General features: G+C 48.3%; 27 protein-coding genes. 15 read left to right on the top strand and 12 right to left on the bottom strand.

What is annotated here, in order from left to right; all coding sequences use genetic code 11:
* The first annotated feature begins 127 nt into the window (after positions 1 to 127).
* Positions 128 to 1,018 (top strand): DMT family transporter, encoded by an 891-nt coding sequence (locus KNO75_RS09970; RefSeq protein ID WP_214821498.1) that lies wholly within the window; start codon positions 128 to 130, stop codon positions 1,016 to 1,018.
* Between the two features lie 53 nt (positions 1,019 to 1,071).
* Here KNO75_RS09970 and KNO75_RS09965 read toward each other — a convergent pair whose 3' ends face one another.
* The 4 genes from KNO75_RS09965 to KNO75_RS09950 form a co-directional block, all read right to left on the bottom strand.
* Positions 1,072 to 1,263, bottom strand: a complete 192-nt coding sequence (locus tag KNO75_RS09965; RefSeq protein ID WP_214792567.1) for a hypothetical protein — start codon at positions 1,261 to 1,263, stop codon at positions 1,072 to 1,074.
* A 13-nt stretch (positions 1,264 to 1,276) separates the two neighbouring features.
* A complete protein-coding gene (locus KNO75_RS09960; protein ID WP_214821496.1) occupies positions 1,277 to 2,182 on the bottom strand; it encodes a Gfo/Idh/MocA family protein in 906 nt (301 codons plus the stop codon).
* A gap of 64 nt (positions 2,183 to 2,246) precedes the next feature.
* A complete protein-coding gene (locus KNO75_RS09955) occupies positions 2,247 to 2,969 on the bottom strand; it encodes an anti-sigma factor (RefSeq protein ID WP_214821494.1) in 723 nt (240 codons plus the stop codon).
* Entirely contained in the window at positions 2,966 to 3,526 is a 561-nt protein-coding gene (locus tag KNO75_RS09950) for an RNA polymerase sigma factor (RefSeq protein ID WP_214694878.1), read from the bottom strand. The genes KNO75_RS09955 and KNO75_RS09950 overlap by 4 nt, the downstream gene beginning before the upstream one ends.
* Positions 3,527 to 3,924: 398 nt before the next feature.
* Here KNO75_RS09950 and KNO75_RS09945 point away from each other — a divergent pair, with 398 nt between their 5' ends.
* On the top strand, positions 3,925 to 4,725 hold the full coding sequence (locus tag KNO75_RS09945; RefSeq protein ID WP_214821492.1) for an HAD family hydrolase: 801 nt from the start codon (positions 3,925 to 3,927) through the stop codon (positions 4,723 to 4,725).
* A gap of 409 nt (positions 4,726 to 5,134) precedes the next feature.
* Here the strand turns inward: KNO75_RS09945 and KNO75_RS09935 are convergent, their stop codons facing one another.
* The gene (locus KNO75_RS09935; protein WP_214786007.1) at positions 5,135 to 5,350 is read right to left on the bottom strand and encodes a zinc ribbon domain-containing protein; all 216 of its coding nucleotides are present in this window, start codon (positions 5,348 to 5,350) and stop codon (positions 5,135 to 5,137) included.
* A 123-nt stretch (positions 5,351 to 5,473) separates the two neighbouring features.
* On the opposite strand from KNO75_RS09935, the gene KNO75_RS09930 reads away from it, so the two are divergent.
* The 4 genes from KNO75_RS09930 (at position 5,474) to KNO75_RS09915 (ending at position 7,956) form a co-directional block, all read left to right on the top strand.
* Positions 5,474 to 5,707 (top strand): hypothetical protein, encoded by a 234-nt coding sequence (locus KNO75_RS09930; RefSeq protein WP_214786009.1) that lies wholly within the window; start codon positions 5,474 to 5,476, stop codon positions 5,705 to 5,707.
* A complete protein-coding gene (locus KNO75_RS09925) occupies positions 5,704 to 5,904 on the top strand; it encodes a helix-hairpin-helix domain-containing protein (RefSeq protein ID WP_214821490.1) in 201 nt (66 codons plus the stop codon). The genes KNO75_RS09930 and KNO75_RS09925 overlap by 4 nt, the downstream gene beginning before the upstream one ends.
* Before the next feature lie 150 nt (positions 5,905 to 6,054).
* On the top strand, positions 6,055 to 7,515 hold the full coding sequence (locus KNO75_RS09920; protein ID WP_214821488.1) for a UDP-N-acetylmuramoyl-L-alanyl-D-glutamate--2,6-diaminopimelate ligase: 1,461 nt from the start codon (positions 6,055 to 6,057) through the stop codon (positions 7,513 to 7,515).
* Between the two features lie 96 nt (positions 7,516 to 7,611).
* Positions 7,612 to 7,956 (top strand): YflT domain-containing protein, encoded by a 345-nt coding sequence (locus KNO75_RS09915; RefSeq protein WP_214821486.1) that lies wholly within the window; start codon positions 7,612 to 7,614, stop codon positions 7,954 to 7,956.
* A gap of 67 nt (positions 7,957 to 8,023) precedes the next feature.
* Here KNO75_RS09915 and KNO75_RS09910 read toward each other — a convergent pair whose 3' ends face one another.
* Positions 8,024 to 9,016 (bottom strand): MDR family oxidoreductase, encoded by a 993-nt coding sequence (locus KNO75_RS09910; protein WP_214792590.1) that lies wholly within the window; start codon positions 9,014 to 9,016, stop codon positions 8,024 to 8,026.
* A gap of 143 nt (positions 9,017 to 9,159) precedes the next feature.
* On the opposite strand from KNO75_RS09910, the gene KNO75_RS09905 reads away from it, so the two are divergent.
* Positions 9,160 to 9,582 carry a hypothetical protein gene (locus KNO75_RS09905; RefSeq protein WP_214786017.1) on the top strand — a complete coding sequence of 141 codons (423 nt, stop codon included), beginning with the start codon at positions 9,160 to 9,162 and terminating at the stop codon, positions 9,580 to 9,582.
* An 18-nt stretch (positions 9,583 to 9,600) separates the two neighbouring features.
* On the opposite strand, the gene KNO75_RS09900 is transcribed toward KNO75_RS09905, so the two are convergent.
* From KNO75_RS09900 to KNO75_RS09885, 4 genes are all read right to left on the bottom strand, one after another.
* Positions 9,601 to 9,810, bottom strand: coding sequence for a hypothetical protein (locus KNO75_RS09900; RefSeq protein ID WP_214786019.1), 210 nt, complete (start codon positions 9,808 to 9,810; stop codon positions 9,601 to 9,603).
* Between the two features lie 83 nt (positions 9,811 to 9,893).
* Positions 9,894 to 10,601 (bottom strand): SDR family NAD(P)-dependent oxidoreductase, encoded by a 708-nt coding sequence (locus KNO75_RS09895; protein ID WP_214816321.1) that lies wholly within the window; start codon positions 10,599 to 10,601, stop codon positions 9,894 to 9,896.
* Between the two features lie 11 nt (positions 10,602 to 10,612).
* Positions 10,613 to 11,002, bottom strand: coding sequence for a GNAT family N-acetyltransferase (locus tag KNO75_RS09890; RefSeq protein WP_214816324.1), 390 nt, complete (start codon positions 11,000 to 11,002; stop codon positions 10,613 to 10,615).
* Entirely contained in the window at positions 10,999 to 12,027 is a 1,029-nt protein-coding gene (locus tag KNO75_RS09885) for a serine hydrolase domain-containing protein (RefSeq protein WP_214821484.1), read from the bottom strand. The genes KNO75_RS09890 and KNO75_RS09885 overlap by 4 nt, the downstream gene beginning before the upstream one ends.
* A 159-nt stretch (positions 12,028 to 12,186) precedes the next feature.
* On the opposite strand from KNO75_RS09885, the gene KNO75_RS09880 reads away from it, so the two are divergent.
* Complete coding sequence (locus KNO75_RS09880) at positions 12,187 to 13,086, top strand: GGDEF domain-containing protein (RefSeq protein WP_214792601.1); 900 nt, start codon at positions 12,187 to 12,189, stop codon at positions 13,084 to 13,086.
* A 20-nt stretch (positions 13,087 to 13,106) separates the two neighbouring features.
* On the opposite strand, the gene KNO75_RS09875 is transcribed toward KNO75_RS09880, so the two are convergent.
* Positions 13,107 to 14,885: a solute:sodium symporter family transporter gene (locus tag KNO75_RS09875; protein ID WP_214821482.1), complete on the bottom strand. Its 1,779-nt coding sequence runs from the start codon at positions 14,883 to 14,885 to the stop codon at positions 13,107 to 13,109.
* A 190-nt stretch (positions 14,886 to 15,075) separates the two neighbouring features.
* Here KNO75_RS09875 and KNO75_RS09870 point away from each other — a divergent pair, with 190 nt between their 5' ends.
* Complete coding sequence (locus KNO75_RS09870) at positions 15,076 to 15,693, top strand: hypothetical protein (RefSeq protein ID WP_214821480.1); 618 nt, start codon at positions 15,076 to 15,078, stop codon at positions 15,691 to 15,693.
* Positions 15,694 to 15,747: 54 nt separating this feature from the next.
* Here KNO75_RS09870 and mgtE read toward each other — a convergent pair whose 3' ends face one another.
* Positions 15,748 to 17,106, bottom strand: a complete 1,359-nt coding sequence (gene mgtE, locus KNO75_RS09865) for a magnesium transporter (protein WP_214816334.1) — start codon at positions 17,104 to 17,106, stop codon at positions 15,748 to 15,750.
* A 323-nt stretch (positions 17,107 to 17,429) separates the two neighbouring features.
* On the opposite strand from mgtE, the gene arcA reads away from it, so the two are divergent.
* The 6 genes from arcA to KNO75_RS09835 all read left to right on the top strand — a co-directional run bounded on the left by arcA (position 17,430) and on the right by KNO75_RS09835 (position 25,521).
* On the top strand, positions 17,430 to 18,659 hold the full coding sequence (arcA, locus tag KNO75_RS09860; protein WP_214793795.1) for an arginine deiminase: 1,230 nt from the start codon (positions 17,430 to 17,432) through the stop codon (positions 18,657 to 18,659).
* A gap of 21 nt (positions 18,660 to 18,680) precedes the next feature.
* Positions 18,681 to 19,709, top strand: coding sequence for an ornithine carbamoyltransferase (argF, locus tag KNO75_RS09855; RefSeq protein WP_214821478.1), 1,029 nt, complete (start codon positions 18,681 to 18,683; stop codon positions 19,707 to 19,709).
* A 53-nt stretch (positions 19,710 to 19,762) separates the two neighbouring features.
* Positions 19,763 to 21,238 (top strand): arginine-ornithine antiporter, encoded by a 1,476-nt coding sequence (gene arcD / locus KNO75_RS09850; protein WP_214786036.1) that lies wholly within the window; start codon positions 19,763 to 19,765, stop codon positions 21,236 to 21,238.
* Between the two features lie 14 nt (positions 21,239 to 21,252).
* Entirely contained in the window at positions 21,253 to 22,215 is a 963-nt protein-coding gene (gene arcC / locus KNO75_RS09845) for a carbamate kinase (RefSeq protein WP_214821476.1), read from the top strand.
* Between the two features lie 161 nt (positions 22,216 to 22,376).
* On the top strand, positions 22,377 to 24,719 hold the full coding sequence (locus KNO75_RS09840; RefSeq protein WP_214821474.1) for a glycoside hydrolase family 31 protein: 2,343 nt from the start codon (positions 22,377 to 22,379) through the stop codon (positions 24,717 to 24,719).
* A gap of 112 nt (positions 24,720 to 24,831) precedes the next feature.
* Positions 24,832 to 25,521, top strand: a complete 690-nt coding sequence (locus KNO75_RS09835; protein ID WP_214821472.1) for a Crp/Fnr family transcriptional regulator — start codon at positions 24,832 to 24,834, stop codon at positions 25,519 to 25,521.
* The last annotated feature ends 98 nt before the right edge of the window (positions 25,522 to 25,619 follow it).

Here is a 25,619-nt window from a genome sequence, read left to right as displayed (position 1 = left end):
CACCTTTCTCCCTCCTTTCCATTTATCTATGTCTTGATTGTAAGCGTTTTTCATACAGCTGACAACGAAAATAGAGGAAATCGAAGCGATGACGTCGTATATAGTCGCCATTGAGGGGGACGAGAGCATGAGGAAAGAATGGTTAGGGGCACTCAGTTTAACACTTGCGGCGAGTATATGGGGCGGGATGTATGTGGTCAGTAAGTATGCGCTCGCCTATATCGAACCGTTCACGTTCGTCTGGTTACGATATGCGGTCGCATTTACCGTGTTATTCGTTGTCTGGCTTCGGTTTGGACGGGAATCGATTCGGCGGACGGATTGGAAATGGATCGGACTCGTCGGTGTCATCGGGTATGTCGCCTCGATTTCGTTTCAATTTATCGGGACGAAGCTATCGGATGCGCATACCGGATCTCTCGTGACCGCAGCGACGCCGGCGTTCATGGTCTTATTCGCTCGAATTTTGTTGAAGGAACGATTGACCCCAGTCAAAATCGGGGCGCTCGGACTGGCGACGGTCGGTGTTCTCATTGTGGTTGGTTGGGAAGGGGAAGGGACGTATCGCATAGGTAGTTTTATACTCGTATTAGCCGCCGTGACGTGGGCGCTCATGTCTATCTATGTAAAAATCGGAACACAGACTTTATCGACGTTGACGCTCACGACGTTTGCGATTGGAGTCGCCTGGTTGTTGATGACCCCTTTGATGAGTATGGAGGTCATGCAAAACGGCTTTCCGGAATTGAATGGTGTTCTTTGGCTCAGTGTCCTGTATATCGGTATCGTATCGACGGCAGGGGCGTTCTTCTTTTGGAACAAAGGACTTGAGTTGATGGATGCGAGTGTCGGGTCACTCTTTTTCTTCTTTCAACCATTGGTCGGAGGGACGCTCGGATGGCTCGTCTTGAATGAGACGCTTCATCTGAATTTCTTTATTGGTGCCGGTTGTATCATGACGGCCGTGACGTGGTCGACGCTCGCGGAACGACGACAACAGTTGTCGGTTTCAGAATGAAATCTTTGACCACGAAACGGTCGCCCTCATGTTGAGAGGGCGACCGTTTTTGATTAAAAACCGCGATGCTCGAGCTTGTCTTGTTCGCGTTTCATTTCGAGTTGGAGACGTTGGATGGCAAGTTTCTCTTCCTCAATTTTCAAACGACGTTCTTCGACACGGGCTTCTCTCGTTTTAATAATCGTGTTGGCACCGACCGACGAAACGACGATCACCATGACCATAATGTAGAAAAAGAAATCCATATGTAGCCCTCCTCTATTTGATTAGATTTGTGACAAGTCGCTGTGTCTCGAGGGCGACACGACCGTCTGTTTGAATCGGCGTATCATCGATGAGCGCAGAAAGGAAGTGGTCGATTGCCCCTTGGAATCCTCGCTGGGTGAGTGTCGTGTCCCACGATCCAAATGTTTCGACTTCATGTCGTCCATCTTTGAAGCGATGTAACGAGATCATCTCATCCACAGACAATCGCTCTCCGTCACGAACGATGGAGACGTGCTCATGGTTCGCGCCGGCCGAGCGATGCATCGATGTCGTGTGCATCCCATGCTCATCTTGCCAAACGTGGCGGGCGAAGCGGAGTTCCTGTTTGGCATTGACCTCGACTTGACCAGAAACAAGTCGAAGCTCGTTTCCGGCGAGGAAGCGTAACGTATCGACGACATGTAGATAGTCGTCAAGTAGCGTGAACGTCGCATCATGAGGACCGATGCCGTCCTCTCGATGTTTCACCACATCAATCATATGCGCAGGTGACTCCTGTTGGAGACGTTTGTACATCGGGGCGAAGCGTCGATTGAATCCGACCATCAACTTGCGACCGAGCCGTTCGGCTTGCTCGACGAGTTGTTCCGCCTCATCCAATGTTGCTGCGAGCGGCTTATCGACATACACGTCGATTCCGTGCTCTAGTAAATACGATACGACGTCATAATGAGTTTCAGTCGAACTATGTACGAAGGCCGCATCGACCGATGAGGTGAGTTCACTTAGCGTATCGAACGAGGTCATCCGATACGTTTGGCAAATGCTCTCCCGTTTAGATTTATTCGGAGAAAAGGCACCGACCACGTCAATACGTGGGTGGTTCGCGAGGATCGGTACATACGCTTTTAGGGCAATGTTACCAAGTCCGACGATACCGATTTTAAGTTTTCCCATCCTATCCACTCCTTTGGTCCATCATAACAAAAAAACCGGACGGCAGATGCGTCCGGTTAGGGAATTATAAACTCGCACTTAAGACGATTTCACCTTGTGGTGTCTCATTGCCGCGATTCGGTTCTTTCGTGACGGCGACCGTATCCCAGTCGACGTCGACTTCATCCGAGTCGAGCGTATAGATAACCGTTCCGTTGCCTTTATCGTCTGTGACAAAAGCACCGGTCGGGATTGGGGCGTTATCTTTTAACAGCCACACTTGATACACTTCATTGTCGTCGAGCGAGGATAAACCGTTTGTTTGGACAATCAATTGAGTCGTACCATCTTGTTCTGCAAGATAAGCAGTCCCTTCAGATTCACCCTCCAATCGAATCGTTTCAGTCAGTGCGATGCCAGGTGAATCGGGTTGATTAGTGAGCAAATACCCGTTTCCAATTAAAGAGAGAAGGAGCGCTGCCGCGAGTGTGACCATTCCCCAGACAGGTACTTTCCGTTCTCGTTTTGTTTTGAAAGGTGTGACAGGTGGAACGGAATCAGATGTCACAGAAGATGTCACAGGTTCATTGTCTTCTTCTTCGAATACACGATCGAGGACACGTGCTTTCATGCCTCGGGGTGGTTCAATCGGAGTAGACAAGAACGCGACGCCACCGACGAGTGCTTCGAGTTGTTCGAGCTCTTCTTGACAGTCTTTGCACGAAGCCAGATGTTGTTCAAATTTCGCTCGCTCATCTTCTGATAGATGTTGGTTGAAATAGTCAATCAATTGGTCGCATGCGTTCATTGTTCTACCTCCTTTCCGATGAATTCATGGGATAACTGTTTCCTCAGTTGCTTCAGCGCCAGTCGAATCCTTCCTTTCACTGTACCAAGCGGGATGCCACACGCGTCAGCGATCTTTTGCTGACTTAACCCTTGGAAGTACATGAGTCGGACGACTTGCTGTTGTTCGGCCGGAAGTGTCGCCATGGCCGTCTCGATTTGAGCGCGTTCTTCTTGCCATTCCACTTCTTTTTCAACGGATGGTGAGTCAGAAGGGATAGCCTCGGCGTAAGATTCATCTAATTGTAAATCAGGTTTACGCTTTCGAATCAAGTCGATGGCCACGTGGCGGCTCATCGTAAAGAGCCAAGACCTGAATTTGCCTTTCGAGTCATCATAGACGCCACCGCCGCGCCACAACTTGATAAATACTTCTTGCATGGCTTCTTCGGCTAAATCGCGATCCTTTGTCAGCTGTAGAACAAAGGCGTATAAAATTCGCTCATACCGATCATACAATATTTCGAGCGCTTCTTTGTCCTTTTGTCGGACACGCTCGTATAATTCTAAGTCAGTCATAACATACTCCTTTGCGCAGAAGGGATGTCCCTTGTATTGATCTAACGGACAAAATAGAAAAATGGATGACTATTTTGTGTGACTATTTATTGAACATGTTGATGATTGGCTTGGAAGTCTCGTATAAATGAACAATCGTAATTTCTCTAAAAAGGTATAGGTGATGGCGCTCAGTCCTACCGCTGTCACGAGCATCAATCCGATAGCAATCAAGGGAGAACTGACCGTTATCCAAAAGAAATAGGATCGAATGCCGAGTAGAAAAGCGAAAACAATGAAAATTCCTGTAATCAGGCTACTCACTTGGCAATATACTTGAAAGATACGTTGAATCATAAGATGCCTCCTCTGTTTCATTGTACTATAGGAGAAAGAGAAAACGATAAGGAGACGATACGATGAAGCGATTTACGAATGAAGGAAACATACTCATTTGTTTTGACTTTGATGAGACTTATTTTCCTCATGCATGTACGCCAGCTCAATTGGCATCCGTGCGTCGTCTTGAAGATTTTCTAGAGCGACATTCCTCCAAATTTTCGACAATGTGGGTGACAGGAAGCTCTCTGGCGTCATTACATAAAAAAGTAAAACGGGCGAATCTTCGCTTTTGGCCACATCGAATTGCTTCGAGTCTTGGGACGGAGCTCTATCGAATCGGTTCGGACGGGACGTTTGTTGAAGATAGGATGTATCAACAGTCGTTCCCGAGCGATTTTGTGTCTCGAGTGGAACGTATCGTGTCACAAGTCGAACAAATGAGGATCGGTCTGGAAGAACAGCCAGGGAATGGGACAAGTCCTTGGATTCGGAGTTATTACATACGTCATCAACAATGGAAATGGAGAGAAGGCGTCCAAGTGCTAGCTGATGAAGAGGGCATTGCTGTCAATATTAGTCGATGCAATCCGAAAGCGGGTGACCCTGCTGATGCATTCGATGTCGATTTTTATCCGAAGCATGCGGGGAAAGTATCAAGCCTAGAATATGTATACGCCACTGCTTCCTTTTTACGAGAAGATACGTACGCTTTTGGTGACAGTGGGAACGACATTGGCATGTTGAAACATGTGGGGAACGGATATTTAGTGAACAATGCAACCGAACAAGCAAAACGAATGTATTCAAAGGTGACAACAAAATCTTATGCGGAAGGTATTTTAGATGTGCTAGAAACGGATGTTTCTTCTTTCATATGATGCAAAATTTGTTCTAACGAACGCATAAGGGTTGCACGCACTGTTTCTGTATGAGGTTCGAAGTTGAGGCGTTGTTGCCAGACGCGACAAAATAAGTCGGTTAAAGCCGCCTCAGCAGTCGCGGGATGATGATTTAGATGAAGCGCATATCGATAGAGAAGATTTTCATAGCGGGCATATAAATGTTCTAGGGCTTGTCGATTTTTTAAACGAATTTGATCGATTAGGCGCTCGTCGAGTGTAGGAAGCATATGCAACTCCTTTCGCATGGAATGAGGATTCAACAGTAAAAAAGAATAAGGAACTTTACTTAGATAAAGCATCCTTTTTCTTATTTCACTAATTTGAGGTCATTCAAACAAAAAGAATGTCAAAATATACGGTTGAATATGCAACCTACTTCTTCCATTTAGAACGTGTGATAACAATTCGGACAAGTCTGTGCATCTCCTGGAGCACGTTTAAACGACGTTTTGCACTTCGGACAAGTGACGGTCTCACTCTGTTGATTAAACAAACTGCCACGGTTGAATAGAATATTGCGAAGGTTCGGTAACGCGAGTGCGGCGAAAATCATCGCGCCGAATAAAAAGACCGCTAAAATCAGTAACAAAACATAGGTCATGGTCTTCTTTCCTTTCTTGTTGAATTTCCTTCATCATAATCGAAATTTGAGTAAGCGAACAGCTTATCCATAGAAACAAGAACGAATGTTCTGTATAATGGAGTTAAAGGAGGGGAAAGCAGGATGAGAGAAGAATTGTTACGATGGATGCGTTCGGGTCTGGTCACGGAGATGGTATATGTGGATCGACATGGGGCGTTTTCAAAACGGCGGGTCAAATTGATTAAAATGCAAGGGGAACATGTCGTGGCGTGGGATTTGAATAAACGGGCTAGACGAACGTTTCGAATCGAACAAGTTCTTGCCTGTCTTCCTATCAACGAACGAGTGAGAAAGCGGAAGGTGGAGATTGGATGATTGCCTTACCGAAATTAGCTGCACCAGTCCGAAGAGCTCTGGCGTCAAAAGGAATCGAGTCCTTAAATCGACTGTGTCACTATACGCGTCATGAGGTGGAAAATTGGCACGGAATCGGACCGAATGCCATCAACATCCTACAAATGGAGTTAACCAAACATCATCTCGCATTCAAAGAAGAGAAACCTAGTACGTGAAAGTGACGTCTAGGTTTTTTTCGTGAAGTGATTGCTTTTCATTGAAAACGGGAAGTAATATATTTGTCATCTCAATTGCCGTTAAAATCTAGTAACATGACGATAAGGTTTATACACCTAGCGACACCCATGAGAAAGGACGTACACAGCATGAGAACGAAACGTTTATCCGCCATTTTACAAAATGAGATGGATGACATGAAGCTTGATCCATGGGTGACCGGAGTCGAAACAGACTCCAGGAAGGTCAGTTCAGGGAATGTCTTTATTTGCATTCGCGGCTACACGGTCGATGGACACAAGTTTGCGGAAGACGCCGTGGCCAATGGTGCGAGTGCGGTCATCTCAGAATATCCACTCGATCTCGATGTACCGAATGTGGTTGTTGCCGATACGAAGCAGACGGCAGGAGCGGTTGCGAGTGTTTTTTATGACCATCCGTCTCATCGGATGCGCATATATGGTGTGACAGGAACGAATGGAAAAACAACAACAGCGACACTGACATACGATTTATTACGTCTTTCAGGACAACGCGCCGGAATCGTCAGTACGATTGGCGCTCGTTTTCTTAATCAGACGATTGAAACGGCCAATACGACTCCAGAAGCCGTCGTCTTACATCGTATTTTAGCGGATATGGTCGATGCTGGTGTCACGGATTGTGTGCTTGAAGTGTCATCACATGCGTTGATGGAAGGCCGCGTGGCCGGAATCCATTTTCATGCAGCCGCCTTTACAAACTTGACGCATGATCATTTAGACTACCATCGTTCGATGGATGAATATGCCCGGGCGAAGGCGCGATTGTTTGAACAGGTAGAAGTGACGAATGGTGATGCGATCGTGTTAAATGCGGAAGACCAGGCTAGCCGAGTGATGGCTGAGTTTGCACCGACGCGCCGAGCCATTATGTATAGCACGAGAGAAGAAGTAGAAGCCGATATTCAAGTCATTTGGCGAGAGGATACGGTTCTTGTTCATATGAAAGAATTTAAGCTAGAAGTACCCGTGCGATTTATGGGTTCGTTCAATGCGGCGAATTTGGCAGCAGCGATTGGACTCGTCTCGACTTCTGATATGGCGCTTCGAAAGATTGTCTTGAATGTACCAGGACTGACGTTACCAAAAGGACGTCTTGAGCGCCTCGACACAGAGGATGCCGAAATCTATATCGATTATGCCCACACCCCAGACGGTTTAGAGAAGTGTTTGTCCACGTTACAACAAGACGATGGGTCTCTCGTCGTCGTCTTAAGTGCGGCAGGAGACCGGGACCCGACGAAGCGTCAAGATATGGGGCGCATCGCGAGTCAATATTCGAACGAGGTCATCGTGACCGTGCATGACGTCCGTATGGAGAACCCGAAACAAATCGTTGATGATTTAGTAAAAGGACTTCAGCCGAACGTGAATTACGTGACGTTTGAAGCGAGAGAAGATGCGCTTCGCCATGCCGCGATGCAAGCATTAAAAGGGAAGCGAGTCGTTGTCGTCGGTAAAGGACACGATCACGTCGAGCGGATTGGTCGACATTCGATCCCATTCAATGAATCGGATATTCTCTTGGAAGAATTAAAAAAACAAAAAGGGCAGGAACCTGCCGTTTAACAAAACGATGACGTTTGTCATCGTTTTTTAATGTGTGAATACCATCAAGGAAGGCAATACATACTAGTGTAGTAGAATTGAAGGAGGAGAACAGACATGTCAGTTTTGTACAAAGAATTTACAAATGATGAAGAAGTCGTAACCGCCGTTCAATCGATGAAATCAAATGGGATAGATGAATCCAACATTTACGTCATCACACATGACGATGACAGAAGTAAACGTGTTGCGGACAACGCGGGTGCGAACACGGTTTCGGCAAGCGATGTCGGCTTGGGGACAGCCGCTAAAAACATGTTCCGGAAAAAAGGGGACGAACTTCGCGCAGAGTTCCAGGAACTTGGCTTCACGAAAGAAGAGTCGGAACGTTTAGAAGAAAAGTTAGATCAAGGAAAAGTGCTCGTCGTTGTGAAAGACGCACCGGCCGGCTTTACGATCTGATTCCACACCATGGAGAATAGAGAGAAAAGAGGCTGAATCGCTCGCGATTCAGCCTTTTTTGATGTGGTTAGCGTAAACGGACAACGGTGCGACCGCTCAACTCGCCGCGCATCATCGCCTCTGCGTGACGTGGGACATCGTGTAACGGAATCTCATGGATCATGTCGTTCAACACTTTCGGATCGATGAGTTCTTCAAGGCGTTCCCATGCGTTCGTACGGCGTGTCATCGGCTGCATGACCGAATCGATTCCAATCAGTTTCACCCCGCGTAGGATGAACGGATAGACGCTCGTCGGTAAATCTGCTCCTCCGACGAGACCGCATGCGGCGACCGCACCCTCGTAACGTGTTTGGCTTAAAATGTTGGCGAGGGTATTCCCGCCGACCGAATCGATGGCGGCATCAAAACGTTGTTTCGCCAGTGGACGAACCGGTCCTTCTAATTCGCTTCGGTCGATGATGGTCTCGACACCGAGTGAACGTAAGTAAGGTGAATCTGTTTTACCAGTAGAGGCGACGACGTGATAGCCAAGACGGCGAAGCAACGTGATGGCGAAGCTCCCAACTCCACCCGTCGCGCCTGTGACAAGCACTTCTTCACCCGGACGAACACCGGCATGCTCGAGTGCGTCAATGGACAACATGGCGGTGAGTCCTGGCGTTCCGATTGCGATGGCGTCCCTCATATTCATCCCTTTTGGTAATTTGACGAGCCAGTTACCAGGCACTTGGGCGTATTGACTGAAACCGCCGAAATGACGCTCTCCGATTCCGAAACCAGTGGCGATGACCTCATCGCCGACTTTGATGTCGAGATGGTCCGATTCGACGACGGTGCCTACGAATTCACAACCTGGAATGAACGGGTAATGGCTCACGATTTTACCTGATGACGTTAATCCGAGTGCGTCTTTATAATTCAATGCGGAGTAGTGAACTTCCACCAAGACGTTCCCATCCTCTTCTTTTGGAAGCACGTCAGCTTTTACTTCTTTCACTTCGGCATGAAGGTGTTCATCGTGCTGGTCGAGCACGAGTGCTTGGAATGACTCATTCATCTGCATAACCTCTTTTCCTATGGATGTTCTCACTCTAAGACTCTTTCCCGTACAAAATAAAATATATGCACGAATCTTTAGGGGGAATCGGGTAGAGAGTGGTACAATAGAGGGGATTCAAATTGCGTAAGGAGGAATGTAGTATGCGGCACGATGACTATGAGTTTGACGATGTAGAAGTAGAAGAAGGCGAATTGTTCAACGTATACGATATTCTCCCGCCAGACGGAACAATCCTCGAGATGGCAACCGCTGAAGAAATGGTTCGGGCGGCCGAATTAGAAGCGAAACACCATGCGCTTCAACGACTTCAGGACTCAAACTTCCAGCTATCAGGTGTTTCGTTTAAAGAACTCCTGACAGAATTTGAACGGTTTGAGCAAGAGTCAATGGAGTTTTGGACAGGGGTATATAACCGGTTACGCATTCCTTGGGCGTGGACGATTCGAATCGATGTGGCCAATGGACCGATTCACGTCGTGAATGATCGCGATATTTTTATCGACGAAGATGACTTTGAAGAATATGATGTCGACGATTTATTAGATGAATACGAAGAAGACTGAATCAAAAACGTCTTTCCCTCATTCAGATGGGAAAGACGTTTTTTTGTCGTGAAACAGGTCGCTACGTACTCGGGCAAGCTCAGTTGCTCCGAAAAACAGTCCGACACTACACAATAGTGCGACCCCGCTCACCATCGCCCCGACGACAGCGGTATCCCCGATCATCGTGAACGACATCGTTAAACTGAACAAGCCAAATAACAGTAATCCTCCGGCAATGGTCTTCATCATGATCCACCCTTTCACATGTCTATGAAAGTAGTGTAGACGGTTTATCGGCAGTAGGGTGGTTTTATTTTTGACCAGGTAAATTATTTGATTAAGTCATAAATCGAATACGTCTTGCCATTTTCAAGGGGACGGTCAATCAACTGTTCGGCGAATACACGCGCGACCGTCTCGGGAGAACGTAGGCGTCCTTCTGTTTCGTATGAACGGAACTGTTCGAGGTCCGCGAACGCCTCTTCCGAAGAAGAACGAATCTCCGCTTGCATCGACGTATCCATCACACCGGGATTAAAGAGCGCCGCGCGATGCGGTGTACCGTCGAGTTCAAGTGCCAGCGTTTCCGTGAAATGGTCGAGTCCAGCTTTCGTACCACAGTACGCGCTCCAACCTGAAATCGGACGTTTGGCCGCACCAGACGTCACATGAATCAACTCGGTCGGTTTGTTAAAAGAGAGGACCGCATTCGCTAACAGCATCGGCGCGAGTAAGTTGGCGTGAACATGCGCCGTCACTTTCGTCCCATCCAACTGTCCGACACGATGAATCGGTTCGATCCATGCTGCATTTTGAACGAGAAGGATTGAATCGGCACTCTCGAATAGCGGAGTGATTTCTTCGATGGCTGTCTCGATTCCTGAGACGTTTGAGAGATCCACAGAACGTTGTTCGAACGTGACGTCTTCTGCCTGTGAGCGTGAGAGTCCGACAACTTCGTAACCTCGAGATTGTAGTTCTTGGGCGATGGCACGACCGAGACCACGCGATGCCCCAGTGACGAGAGCGAGTTTCATATATATTCCTCCTATTCGTGAATGGTTTTCCGAAACCCGTAAAACGGACGGAATCGTAGTTTTTCATAGTATGTGTGCGAAGATGAGCTCGCCAGCATTTCAAGACGCGTTTCGGGGTATAGCGCATGGACATGTTGGAGAATCTGTTCACCAAGACCACGTTTTCGATAGGCAGAAGCGACCAATAGTTCACACACATATAGACTGACTGTCGTATCGGTCAATCCACGCAAATAAGCGATAATCTCCCCATGATCAGACTCCATGACGTAGGTGACGTTCGATTGACGCCACGCTTCACGGGTCAATTCATGTCGTTCAACGAGCTGAGTCCAACCCTCATCACGATTGAGTCGCTGGATGTGTTCAAAATCTTGTGAGACATATGGACGGACCTTCATTCGAATTTCTCTCCAATCTGTGTTTCGATTTGCTTCATCACGTCGAACGCGCCATCGGACTGATTGGCACATACGACAGAAATGATATCGGTTTCCGGATAGTAACCGGAATGAAAACTGACACCCGGGTCATATCCCATTACATGATATTTAAAGATATCCCCTGTCGCATGATGCTGAATCCAAAGTCCATATCCATAGCTCCCACCTCGGTCATTGACGGTGACGTGTGGTGTGAGGAGGCGCGCCGTGGAAGACGCATCAAGAAGTTGATGTGAAAGCAATGCCTGCCAAAATCGGGTCATGTCTTGAACGGTCACAAAAGCCCCACCGTCTGCTCCGCCCTTAATTGGAATCGCATATTGATTCGTACGCCACGTTCCGTCCTTGTGGTCGATATAGCCGAGCGCTGTGTTAGCAGGCAAGGCATCGAGTGAGAAATATCCGGAATCGCTCATGCCGGCAGGCTGAAAAATCGATTGCTCGACATAGTCGGTGAAGGATTGCCCGGTCACTTCTTCGACAATCAACCCTAACAGGATATACCCCGCATTGTTGTAAGAGAATCGGGAACCTGGTTCATCCCGCATCGCTTTTTGTTGAAAAAACGGTAAAAAATCACGTAGCTGTCGAAGCCGATACATCGGAACATTGCGCCATAACGCTTCGAAGTCGTCAGAGACGGACTCATCAAAATAGTCCGGGATGCCCGACGTATGGGTCAACAGCTGATGCACCGTGACTTGGGACGAAATGTAAGGCAAGTCGAGTGTCTGAAAGGACTCAAGTGAAGTTGAAAAAGAGAGTCGACCTTGTTCGACTAACTGACAAATGGCGATTGCCGTGAACAGTTTGCAGCCAGAAGCAATCCCGAACCTTGTCGTCAAGTCATGTTGAATCTGTTCGGAACGATTGGCGTAGCCAAAGGATTGATGAATGGACGCGCCTAAGCTCGTGACGGAATAGACGCCAGAGAACGTTTCGTCTACTGGTACATGTGTAAAGTTTTGCAAAAGAACCTCCATAGTGTGAGTCATCAAGTACTTCGACTATATCATGTACCTCGAGATCATCCATAAATTTACTCAATATTCAAAAAAACATTTACCAAATAACAGGAATTGAGACGGGTGTCTGACCTCGAACGTGGTACGATATGGGCGAATAGAGAGGAAGTGTGTTCAATGACGTTATTCTTTTTAGGGATACTCGTTGGATGTTTGATTGCTTTGTGGCTACATAAGCGTCAACGGCCACATCCACAGACGCTTTCGTTCATGCATTTCGGGAACCAAACGAAAGATGTCATCTATATTTTTGAAACGAAACCGATGTGGCGTTTTCGGTATATCAGTCCTTCCTTAGATTTATATTTGGGGGAAGGGACGGTCATGCGTAGTTATTCAGATGCGCAGGAATGTTTCCGCAGAATCCATCCGGACGACCGACGGCTGTTGCTAGACAAAGTGATGGGGCGTGTCGACTATGAAGAGGCGATCCTTCAACGGTGGCGTACGAATGAAGGCACTTATGTATGGTTTGAAGAGTATACGACTCCGATTTATGAAGACGGTCAGATTGTGGCGGTGCAAGGTGTGATTCGAAACATCGAGGCGGCCATGACCGAGCGTGAGCGTCTGCTGTATGAGAGTCGGCATGACAGTTTGACCGGTGTCTTCAATCGTCGGGCGTTTGAAGAGACAATTGGTCAAGCGGAAGGAGTGACCGACGTTGGGATCATCGTACTCGATGTGAATGATTTAAAAATCGTGAACGATGAGGAAGGGCACTCTGCCGGTGATTGTTTATTGAAGCGTGTCGGTAGCCTCCTTCAAACCATCGAGTCCTCTGTCTATCGGATTGGAGGAGATGAGTTCGTCTTGTTTCTTCAGATGATGTCGGAAGAGGCGTGCAAGAAGATGGTCTGTAAAATCGAAACGACATGCCGAGAAGAGGGAATCTCAGTTGCCATCGGGTTGGCCTGGTCAGCTTACCCAGAATCGATTGAAGTACTCTGGCAAGCAGCAGATGATGCGATGTATGAACAGAAGCAGCAACAAAAAAGAGATCTTCTTGACGTCTAGTCCAAGAAGGTCTCTTTTCATTAGCTACTCGCTTCCTCTACTTCAGATGGCTCTTCACCCAAGTTGTTGAGATAGCGTTCATATCGTGCGAGTCCATAACGATAGGATGCCCAGATCAGAAGGGTCGTTACGGCAATGAGTCCAATCGTCAATGGAGCGAACCAACCAGAAACAATTCCGTCTGCGTAGGCGAGTCCGATTGGTGAGAAGACGAGATAGACGAAAATCATCGAAGCGACAAGCAAGATTGAAGTCGATAACGCGTGGCGCCACGGTTTGACCCGTCCGAGTTCGATTCGAATCGGATTGGCTTGAAGCATCGGTCGTACACGCGCAAAAATGAGCATGATGCCTGTCTCGACAACGAAGAGAATGCCGTAAATATGGATAAAGTTAATCCCGATTTCTACTCCAAACCATTGTTTCGTTCCCCATACGAGGAAATAGTAAGCGATGACGTGGAAGAAGACGACGGTCTTCGCGGCAATCGGTGGAACACGTTTAACGAGCATGCCAATCAATACAATGACGAGAATCGGGATGTTGAAGAAGCCTGTGAAACGTCGAATCAAATCCCATAACCCGTCTGGTGCATACATGAGGTTCGGGGCGACGAAGAACGAGACGAGTGCCACGAACGTGCCGAACCATTTGCTGACGCGAATCAAATCTTGGTCAGAGGCATTCGGCTTGAACTTTGGTTTATAAATATCGAGGACGAACAGCGTCGCGATACTATTTAACAGTGAGTTAAATGAGCTGAACACGGCACCGAGTAAGACGGCAAGGAAAAAGCCCATGAGCCACATCGGTAACAGTTCAGCAATCAAGCTCGGATACGCTAAATCAGCTTTCTCGACGTTCGATCCATACAAATGGAAGGCGATAACGCCAGGTAAGAGCATAAAAATGGGAACGAGTAATTTTAAATAGCCCGTAAAAAGTACTCCTTTTTGTCCCTCTGCCAAGTTTTTTGCGCCAAGGGCTCGTTGAATCACGTATTGATTGAGTGCCCAGTAGAATAAGTTTGCAAAAATCATACCGGTGAAAATAGACAGGAACGGAACCGAGTCATTGGATGAGCCGATGGCGTTCAATTTCTCGGGATTCGTTGTTGCAATCGTCTTCATCCCGTCCAAAAGATTCCCGTCACCTAGTGCGAGGAATCCAAGCGTCGGAACGAGGAAGCCGATGATAATGAGACCAATCCCGTTTAACGTGTCGGAAACGGCGACCGCGCGAAGACCGCCGAAGATGGCGTAAATCGCCCCGATGATCCCGATGAACCAGACGACAATCCAAAGGGACTGTTCAAAGCTGATGCCGAGAAGGGCGGGCACGTCGAACAGTTGAAGGACGGCCAATCCACCCGAGTACAACATAGACGGAATCGTGACACACATGTATCCGAGTAAAAACAATAGGACGGTCAACCGACGAACGTCCTCGTCATAGCGCTGACTTAGAAATTCAGGGATGGTCGAGATCCCGATGCCAAGAAAGCGTGGCAACAAAAAGAGGGCCATGATAATTGCGGCAATCCCCGCCGTGACTTCCCAAGCCATGGCCGACATGTTCCCGGCGAACGATTGACCGTTCAAGCCAATCAATTGTTCTGCCGACAAGTTGGTCAACAGGAGTGACCCCGCGATAAAGACACCTGTCAGTCCACGACCGGCCAAGAAGTAATCATCTGCACTTTCGACTTTTCCTCGTGTCATGCGATACGAGACGTAGGCGACGATTGCCATGAACGCGGCACCGGTCACGAGTATGTAGAGCACTTGTTGAATCGTCATACAATCCCCTCACTTCTTACTTATGTTTTATATGTATTTGTAGGAAATACCCTAAAGTGTCAGAAAGTAGTCCCTTTATCTTGATAGAATGATAGAAAGTCATGGATTGGGGCATAGATTAGTTGAGCTACCGTTGTGCTCGATTAGAAAATCAAGAGGTTGAATAGATGAATCGATAGGAGGAATCTCTTTGAAGAAGTGGATGATCGGAATGTTATCTGTTGCAGCGATAGCAGGTTATGTCATTTTTGGTGAAATGCTTAAAGAAGTAAACACGAGTGATTTGGCTGTGACCGAAAGCTTTCGACATATAGACGAATTAGCTACACGTTCGCCGGTCGTCATTGTCGGAGAAGTGGACCGTCCCCCGAGACCTTTTGAATATCATTCGGTTAATTTCTTCGAATCACGCATTCAAGTGGAGGAGATATATCGAGACGTGAGTCATGAGCTGACGCGAACTGATACAATCACCCTCCTACAAAATGATATGGAAGAAGACCCGCTCGTCAAACAGGGTGAGAAAGTTTTACTATATTTACAGCCATATGAAGGACCTGTAATCCAAAAAGCGTATCGGATCGTCGGTCTACAACAAGGACACTTCAAAGTGAGTCAGACGGGGACATTGACTTCGGTAGGAGCATCCAACCTCTATCAAAATAGCGGATTAAGTGCTGAATTAAGTAAACTAGAGACATTATTGAAAGACAATCCTTATGTGTCAGAACATAACGACGTGATGACGGATGAAGACATTGAAGCTTTTAACGAAACGCAAAAACGTCTGTTAGAAAAATCTCAATAAAAGCGGTGCTGAAACAATCAGCGCCGCTTTTTTTAGTGTGAACTTTTACAAATGTCATAAAAACTGAAGCATAGACGTTGCGACCGTGAAGTAGATGATGAGACCGAGATTGTCCATCAGTGTCGTAATGAACGGTCCGGATGCGACGGCAGGGTCTAACTTTAAGCGGTTGATTAAGAGCGGGACAATCGTTCCAATCATCGTGGCGACACTGAGCGCGGCGAAAATGGAAATCCCGACAATGAAGCCGATGAGCATGTTGTCATACAAAATCGTGATGACCCCGAAGATGACAATCATACAGGCGATTCCTAACAGGATACCGGTCCCGAGCTCGCGTCGAATCATCTTCATGACGTTCTTACGATTGATCGTACCGAGCGCAATCGAGCGCACGGCGACGACAAGGGACTGGGTGGCCGCGTTCCCGGCAGACCCCATGACAAGTGGCATAAAGACAGCAAGTAGCACAATCGTTTCAAGCGTGTCTTCAAAGCTACCAATCGTTGAGGCGGTAATCATACCAAGAAACATGAGGCTGACAATCCACGGGGCGCGTTTCTTTGCTGCCTCAAGTGGACTCATGTTGATATCGGACGACCCCTTCGTCGCTGAAAGTTCTTCAAAGTCTTCTGTCGTCTCACGCTCGATGACGTCTAACACATCATCGACCGTGATGATGCCGAGTAGCTTTTGCTGGTCATCCGTGACAGGGAGAGCCAACAAGTCATACTTTTGAACAATCCGAGCCAAGTCTTCCTGGTCGGTCATGACGTTTGCCGAGATGACGCGGAATCCCATGATGTCTTCGATTTTCGCATCGAGCGGCGCGACAATCAAATCACGTAAGGAGACGACGCCAACGAGTTGATGCGTTTGGTCGACCACGTATAAGTAATAAATCGTTTCGGCATCTGGACCGAGGTCACGTAGCTCTTCGAGGGTCAGTCCGACCGTCTTATTCGCTTGAAGGACGACGAATTCGGTCGTCATGAGCGCACCGGCCGTCTCTTCTGGGTATTGCATCAAATCTTTAACTTCCTGTTCTTCGATATCATCCATCTGTTCGAATAGCGTATCCATGAACACGTCGGGAAGTTCCCGCATCAAGTCGGCTGCGTTATCCGAATACATCTCATTTAAAATACGGACAGCGTACGGCTGAGGTGTTTCTTGAATAAATGTACACTGTTCATCTAACGTCAGTTTTTCGAACAAATCGGTGAACACCTCTGGAGAAATCGTGCGATACACGAATGCGCGCTCGTGTTGATCAAGTTCGATAAAGTGATCGGCCTGTTCACCAGGGTGGAGGGAGAGGAAGAGGTCTTGAAAATCGACTGGATCTCCCTTTTGAATCAATGTACGGAGTGCTGCTTCATGTTCGTTGTATTCCATTTCTTCTATTTTCATATGCTCACATCCTGATCTCTCACATTTTTCAACTTATTCTCCGAATCTCAAAAAAAGTTTTTCATCTTTTTTTGGGAGAGGGTATTCATCGTCCATACATCTCATTTCCCCTTGTCATGACGCCAATTTTTTATGCATTGTTTGTTCATTCACAAAGGTGAACATTTATACACAGCAATGTGGAATCCCTAACAGGTGAAGTGCCGGATTAGACATTCGCAAATTTGGTAAAGTGATAAGGTAAGGGTAGTCACACACCCGAATCACAAGGAGGAAGCGAGATGATCTCAATGACGAATCAACCGATTTCACAAGATACGACGCTGAAACATCCGATTCATGTGTATTCAGAAATTGGAGAATTAAAAACGGTATTACTGAAACGACCGGGAAGGGAATTAGAAAATCTCACCCCGGAATATTTAGAGCGCCTTTTGTTCGATGATATTCCCCATTTACCGGTCATTCAAAAAGAACACGACTATTTTGCGAGTGCGCTCCAAAATCGCGGTGTGGAAGTCCTTTACCTCGAAAAACTAATGGCTGAGACGTTGTCACTCCCCGGTGTTCGCGAAAAGTTTGTCGCGGATATCTTATCGGAGTCTAAATCAAATATCAACGGCTCTTACGAAACATTAAAAGAGTATTTACTCGGCTATGACAATGAGACGTTGATTGAAACGGTGATGGCCGGTATCCGAAAATCGGAAATCAAACCGGAGAAACGCCGACATTTGCACGAAATGATTGAAGATACGTACCCCTTCTTTTTAGATCCTATGCCAAACCTCTATTTCACACGAGACCCGGCCGCTGCAATCGGTCATGGTCTCTCCATCAACCGAATGAAAGAACCGGCACGTCGCCGTGAGTCACTCTTCACGCAATATATTATGCGCTATCACCCACGCTTTGCGAAACATGATGTTCCGATTTGGTCAGACCGCGACTATCGATTTGCGATGGAGGGCGGAGACGAGCTCGTCTTATCGAAAGAAGTTGTCGCCATCGGCATCTCTGAACGAACGACCGCTCAAGGAATCGAACGGGTCGCCCTCAATTTGCTTAAACATGGAGACAGCTTCAAAAAAGTGATCGCCATCGAAATTCCGAAATCCCGGGCATTCATGCATCTCGATACCGTCTTTACGATGGTCGACCATGACAAATTCACCATCCATCCGTTTATTCAAGGACCTGAAGGCAAGATGAATATTTTCGAGCTTTCACTAAATGCAGAAGGCGAATTGCAGATCACACAACATACTGATTTGTTGAAAGTCTTAAAAGACGTCCTCGGCTTACAGGAAGCGACGTTGATTCCTTGCGGCGGCGGTGACCCGATCGCAGCGGCTCGCGAACAGTGGAACGATGGATCGAATACGCTCGCCATCGCCCCAGGTGTCGTGGTCACATATGACCGGAACTACGTATCAAATGAACTGCTCCGTAAAGAAGGCGTTGAAGTGATCGAAATCATGTCGAGTGAACTATCGCGCGGACGTGGGGGTCCACGTTGCATGAGCTGTCCGATTATCCGTCAAGACATCTAAATGTGATAAGGAGGAAGCAGTATGTCTACAACGTTCAATTTTGATTTGAAAGGTCGTCACTTTTTATCGTTAAACGAGTTTTCTGGTGAAGAAATCAATTACTTGATCGATTTGTCTGCTGCATTCAAACGTCAAAAGAAACAAGGCATCCCACATCGGATTTGCGAAGGGAAAAATATCGCCCTTCTATTTGAAAAACCGTCGACACGGACGCGTTGTGCGTTCACGGTCGCCGCAATCGACTTAGGGATGCACCCTGAATATTTAGGCAAGAACGACATCCAGTTCGGGAAGAAAGAATCGGTACGCGATACGGCCATCGTTCTCGGACGCATGTTTGACGGCATTCAATTCCGCGGCTTCGCCCACGAGACGGTCGAAGGTCTCGCGAAAGATGCTGGTGTACCGGTTTGGAACGGATTGACCGATCTCTATCATCCGACACAAATCTTGGCTGACTTTTTGACAGTGAAAGAACAAAAAGGAGAACTTGCCGGAATCAAATTCGTGTACGTCGGCGACGGGCGGAACAACATGGGGAACACCCTCTTGATCGGTGGTGCAAAAGTAGGGATGGACATGCGGATTTGTGCCCCGAAATCACTTTGGCCGTCTGACGAGATTGTCAATTATGCGAAATCCGTTGCCGCCGAAACAGGTGCCGTCATCACATTGACGGAGAGCATTGAGGAAGCGATGGACCAGGCGGACGTCGTCTACACAGATGTATGGGTGTCGATGGGTGAAGAAGCGGCCTTCGCAGAACGGATCGAACTGTTGCGACCATACCAAGTGAACATGGATATGCTTCAAAAGAGCGGCAACCCGGACGTCATGTTCTTGCATTGCCTCCCTGCCTTCCACGACCTAGAAACGGAAGTCGGTCGGGCGATTCACGAACAATACGGGTTGACGGAAATGGAAGTGACTGATGAGGTGTTCCGCAGTCGTCACTCGTTCGTATTTGATGAGGCGGAAAACCGCATGCATACCATCAAAGCGGTGATGGCGGCAACGCTCACGGAGACACGCGAATGGCTTGAACGTTGACGGCGAGGGGAATGTCCCCTCCCGTTTCAAAATAAGCGAAAGGGATGAGTAGAATGTCTACGAAGTTGGAGCATGACTCAGGTGGTTCGGCTGGAGTACATCCTGACAAGCAAGATAAGCGGTTAGGTCTCGGAGCGTTGACGGCACTTGTCGTCGGATCGATGATTGGTGGTGGCGCCTTTAACTTGGCAGCCGATCTGGCGCAAGGTGCGAATGCAGGTGCCATTCTCATTGGATGGGTCATCACCGGAATCGGGATTATCGCGCTCGGTCTCAGTTTTCAAAATTTGACGATGCGTCGTCCTGATTTAGATGGTGGTGTGTATAGCTACGCACGGGCAGGTTTTGGCTCGTTTGTCGGATTTAACTCGGCATGGGGATATTGGTTGTCTGCCTGGCTCGGAAACGTGGCGTATGCGACACTGCTGTTCAGTTCGGTCGGTTATTTTTTCCCGATTTTTGAAGGGGGGCAAAACATTGCCTCCATTGTTGGAGCATCCATCATGCTGTGGCTCGTGCATACGCTCATCCTACGAGGGGTGCATGAGGCCTCGATGATTAACATCGTCACAACGATTGCCAAGCTCGTTCCGATTTTTGCATTCATTACGATTACGCTGTTCTTCTTCAATCTCGAAAACTTCACCTTCGATTTTTGGGGGCAAGGTGGCTTCTCATGGGGAAGTGTTCGCGACCAGGTTGTCTCGACAATGCTCGTCACACTTTGGGTGTTCATCGGTGTTGAGGGTGCGGTCGTCCTCTCGGGTCGTGCCCGGAAGCGCTCTGACGTTGGGAAAGCGACCGTGATCGGATTACTCGGAACACTTGTCATTTATCTACTCATTTCCGTCATGTCGCTCGGTCTCATGACACCGGAAAACGTGGCGAACGCCTCGCAACCGGCAATGGCTTACTTGCTCGAATCGGCAGTCGGTCCGTGGGGCGCGATGCTCATCAACGGCGGATTGGTCATCTCCGTACTCGGGGCATGGCTCGGTTGGACGCTTCTCGCGGCTGAAATTCCGTTCGTCGCTGCGAAAGATGGTGTGTTCCCGAAATGGTTCACGAAAGAGAACAAAAATCAGGCACCCGTCAACGCGCTTTGGTTAACGAACGGGTTGATCCAACTGTTCCTCTTCACGTTCTTGATTTCAGATGCCGCATACAATTTTGCGTTCTCACTTGCATCAAGTGCCATTTTAATCCCATATGTGTTCTCGGCATTTTACCAAGTGAAAGTATCGAAAAATGGGATCGGTTATAGCGCTGGCGAACGTAGAACACGGGATTTGACGATTGGATTGGTCGCTTCCATCTATGGACTCTGGCTCATCTACGCCGCAGGAATTGATTATTTACTCCTGACAACCCTTCTATACGCACCAGGAACCCTTCTCTATATGAAAGCGCAACGTGAGAATGGCATCAAGTCACTCAACAAAACGGAATGGCTGGTCGCCGGTGTCTTGACCGCACTCGCCATCTTCGCAGTCGTTCGCATACTATCTGGTAATATCTCAGTCATCTGATCGGGGGTATCGATATGGGAAAAAAACGTGTGGTCATCGCCTTAGGCGGTAATGCGATTCAACAAGGGAAAGATGCGACAGCTGAAGCACAAATGCGGGCGGTCGAGGCGACGGCGGAATCTCTCGCCACACTCATCGCGGAAGGGATCGACGTCATCATCACGCACGGGAACGGACCGCAAGTCGGAAATTTGATGCTACAACAAGCCGCGTCAGACAGTCCGGCAACGCCGGCGATGCCTCTCGATGTATGCGGTGCGATGACGCAAGGGATGATTGGATACTGGTTTGAAAACGCGCTGACGAAAGCACTCCGTGCGCGCGGTCTAGAAAGAGAAGTGGCTTCACTCGTCACACGAAGCGTGGTCGATCCGAATGATAGCGCGTTCCATCATCCGACGAAGCCGATCGGTCCATTTTATACGGAAGAAGAGGCACTTCATCTCGAACGGACGACCGGTTACGTATTCAAAGAAGATGCAGGACGGGGACATCGTCGTGTCGTCCCGAGTCCGGTTCCGGTGCAAATTGCCGAACATGCCGTCATTCGAACGCTCGTCGAAGCGGGACACATCGTCGTCGCCTCCGGTGGCGGTGGTATCCCGGTCATGGAGACAGCAGAAGGGTACGTCGGCATCGAGGCGGTCATCGATAAGGATTTTGCGGCTGCGAAACTGGCGGACCTCGTCAACGCAGACGTATTGCTCATCTTGACCGCTGTCGAACATGTGTATGTCAACTTTGGAAAGCCAGATGAGGTGGCGCTTCAGGAGACGTCAAAAGAGCAGATGGAGACGTACATCGCAGAAGGGCAGTTCGCTCCGGGTAGCATGTTACCGAAAGTGAGAGCGGCACTGCAGTTCGCGGAATCTGGTACGAACCGGGTTGCCATCATCACCTCACTCGATCAGGCGTTAGCCGCCATTGATGGGGATGCCGGAACACGTGTCCGTTTGGCTCCATCCCTTCAACAATAAGAATGTGTCGCAAACGTGAAACGTTTGCGACTTTTTGTTTTCTGTCCCGATTCAAGGGGAAGGAATGTTGTATGCCAAAAATGAGATTGCTATCATATTCAGTGTAAACGTTTTCACTAATTTTAGGAAGGAAGTGACGGAGAGCGGAGACGCTCGGATGTATGCGCCTATTCGAAGAAAATCATGTGTATCAGTCGTGGATGAGACCAAAAGCAAAGGAAGAGGCAATCGTTCAAGGAAGCTGTTATCGCTTCACCGTATTGACGAGTCAGTTGATTCGAATGGAGTACGCAGAAAATGGGATTTTTGAAGACCGTGCCACTCAAGTAGCATGGAATCGAGAATTTGATGTTCCGCAGTTTCGGGTGATTGAAGACGAGACCGAGCTCCAAATCATTACGGAGCATGTCCATTTATATTATACGAAAGGTCCGTTCGCTCCGAATACGCTCTATGTGGACGTGAAAGGAAACTTTAGTACGTACTATAGCCGCTACATGTTCAATGGTCCGGAACGAACACTGAAAGGGACGGCTCGGACGCTAGACCATGTGGACGGGGCGACTGAATTGGAAGAAGGAATCCTCTCCAAACAAGGGTATGCGATCATTGATGATTCGTCCTCGTTCTTGATGACAGATGACCGCTTCGTCGAGCCGAGACGAAAGGGGATTCATGATATTTACTACTTCGGATATGGTCATGACTATAAACAGGCACTTCGAGACTTTTACACGTTGACAGGTCCGACGCCGATGCTTCCTCGTAAAGCGCTCGGAAACTGGTGGAGCCGCTACTGGCGATACGACGAAAAAGAATATAAGGCGTTGATGCGTCGTTTCAAGTCTGAGGACGTCCCGTTCTCGGTCAGCGTCATCGACATGGACTGGCACGTGACTGACATTCCTGAGGAGTACGGGAGTGGCTGGACGGGTTACTCGTGGAATAAAAACTTGTTCCCTGAGCCGAAGCGTTTCCTCAAGTGGTTGAAAGACGAGGGGATGATGGTGACACTGAACCTGCATCCCGCCGACGGGGTCCGTGCGTTTGAAGATCAATATGCATCGATGGCTGAGGCGATGGAGGTCAATCCGGAATCGGGGGACCGCATCCCGTTTGATTTCTCAGACAAGCGATTCATTCAAGCGTATTTTGAACAGATGCATCACCCACATGAAGCGGACGGCGTTGATTTTTGGTGGATCGACTGGCAACAAGGATCGACGTCGAAGATGGAAGGACTCGATCCGTTATGGATGCTGAATCATTATCACGCCATCGATATCGCCCGTGACGGCAAGCGTCCACTCATTTTCTCTCGATACGCAGGACCGGGAAGCCATCGTTACCCAGTTGGATTCTCGGGAGACACGATCATCTCGTGGGCATCACTCGCCTTCCAGCCTTATTTCACGGCAACAGCCACAAATATCGGCTACGGATGGTGGAGTCATGACATTGGAGGGCATCATCGTGGTAAAAAAGACGATGAGCTCGCCGCGCGTTGGGTCGCATATGGGGTGTTTAGTCCGATCATGCGTCTCCATTCGACGTTCAGTACGTTCAACGGAAAAGAGCCTTGGCGTTTCGGAATGGAAGCCGAACAGTCGATGAAACGATTTTTACGACTGCGCCACCAACTCATTCCGTACTTGTATACGATGAACTATCGCAATCATGCCGACTCATTGCCGCTCGTGCTACCGATGTATATCGAACACCCTGATGACGACGTGGCTTATGAGGTGGCGAATCAGTTTTATTTCGGAAGTGAACTCATCGTCTCCCCGATCGTTACGCCGATGGACCGACAGCTTCACGTCGCCAGTGCGAACGTGTGGTTGCCAAAAGGAGAATGGTTCGACTTCTTCACGGGACATCGTTATGAAGGGGACAAGTCGATTCGGGTGTTCCGTGGACTTGAGGAACAACCGGTCTTCGCCAAAGCCGGTGCGATCATCCCGATGATGCCGCATGCACCGCATGCGAACGATACGGGGAATCCGAGTGATCTCGAAGTACTCGTATTCCCAGGTGCCTCGAACACGTTCACGATGTATGAAGATGACGGGGAGAGCCGAGATTATGAGAACGGGTCGTCGCTTGAAACAACGTTCACGCTCGATTGGGAAGCGCGTACGCTCCACATCGAGACGTCGGGTGATTTGACACTCGTGCCGGCGGATCGGACGTTGACGATTCTTGTCCGTGGGGTCGTCGGGGAAGGGGACTATGATGCGGAGACGCAAACGTTACACATCCCACTCGGTGAATGGAAACAGGAACAGACCGTGACACTTCCTGTCGAAGTGACGCAGAACGCACATCGACTCGACCGTCTCTATCGGTTCTTAGACCGTGCTGAAATCGCCTATGATTTAAAAGATCGCCTGTATCAGATGGCGACGACAAAGACACGTCTCGAGGCATGGTTGTTTGACCTTCATGCGTTAGAACTCGAGCGTGATTTGCAGGATGCACTGTTGGAACTCATGCTGGACTGAAAAAGGGGGGCGACCCCCTTTTGTCATGTCAGAAAACTGTCGGAATTAGAAAGCGCTTTCAATAAAAATCCCATTATACTGAGGATAGAAGAGTAGAAAAGAGGGGATGCACATGCGACACATGTGGACGATTGAAGATTTACGGCAGTTGACGCTATTCGCGACATGTCCGAGTCGAACGCTTGAACAGCTGATTCCGCACGTCTATTGCCGAACGTATCGGAAAGGGCAACTGTTGTTCATGGAAGGGGATCCGCGAGAACGTGTCTATTTCTTGATGAGCGGTTACGTCAAACTCGAACGGATGAACGAGAATGCGACCCATCATTATGCCGACTATGTGAAACCGAAACAATTTTTTCCTTACAACGGTTTATTCACGGGGGAAGACTATCGTCATACGGCCGAGGCCGTGACGGACATTGAGGTCATCTATATCCCGACGGATCGATTTGAACGGTTCGTGTCCACGCAGTCGAGCATGTTGCTCTATATCATCAGCCAGATGAACCGGATTCTCGATCTGCATGAGCGTCGTGTCCAAGAAATCATCACGCCAAGCGCGAAAGAGCGTGTCATCAATACGCTCCATTTCTTAATTGAAGATTTAGGAGAGCCTGACGAACAAGGCGTTCGTGTCCGCTGCCCATTCACTGCGATCGAACTCTCTCGTCTGTCCGGAACGTCCCGGGAGACGGTTTCGACGATTTTAGCCAAACTCCGAAAAGAAGATGTGCTTCGCATGGATGCCCATCAACTCGTCATCGGGCATCCTGAATATTTTGAACAAGACAGCGATTGACGCCACTCAGATGAGGGCGTCTTTTACATACTCAAACGAGCGGAGCGTTCGCTTCAAAACGTAGCATATTGTATAATTAGTGATGAATCTCACAAAGC

Origin of the sequence: Exiguobacterium sp. s35, from assembly GCF_018617535.1 — a bacterium.
GTDB classification, from domain to species: domain Bacteria; phylum Bacillota; class Bacilli; order Exiguobacteriales; family Exiguobacteriaceae; genus Exiguobacterium; species Exiguobacterium aestuarii.
This window is presented reverse-complemented; position numbering and strand designations above follow the sequence as displayed.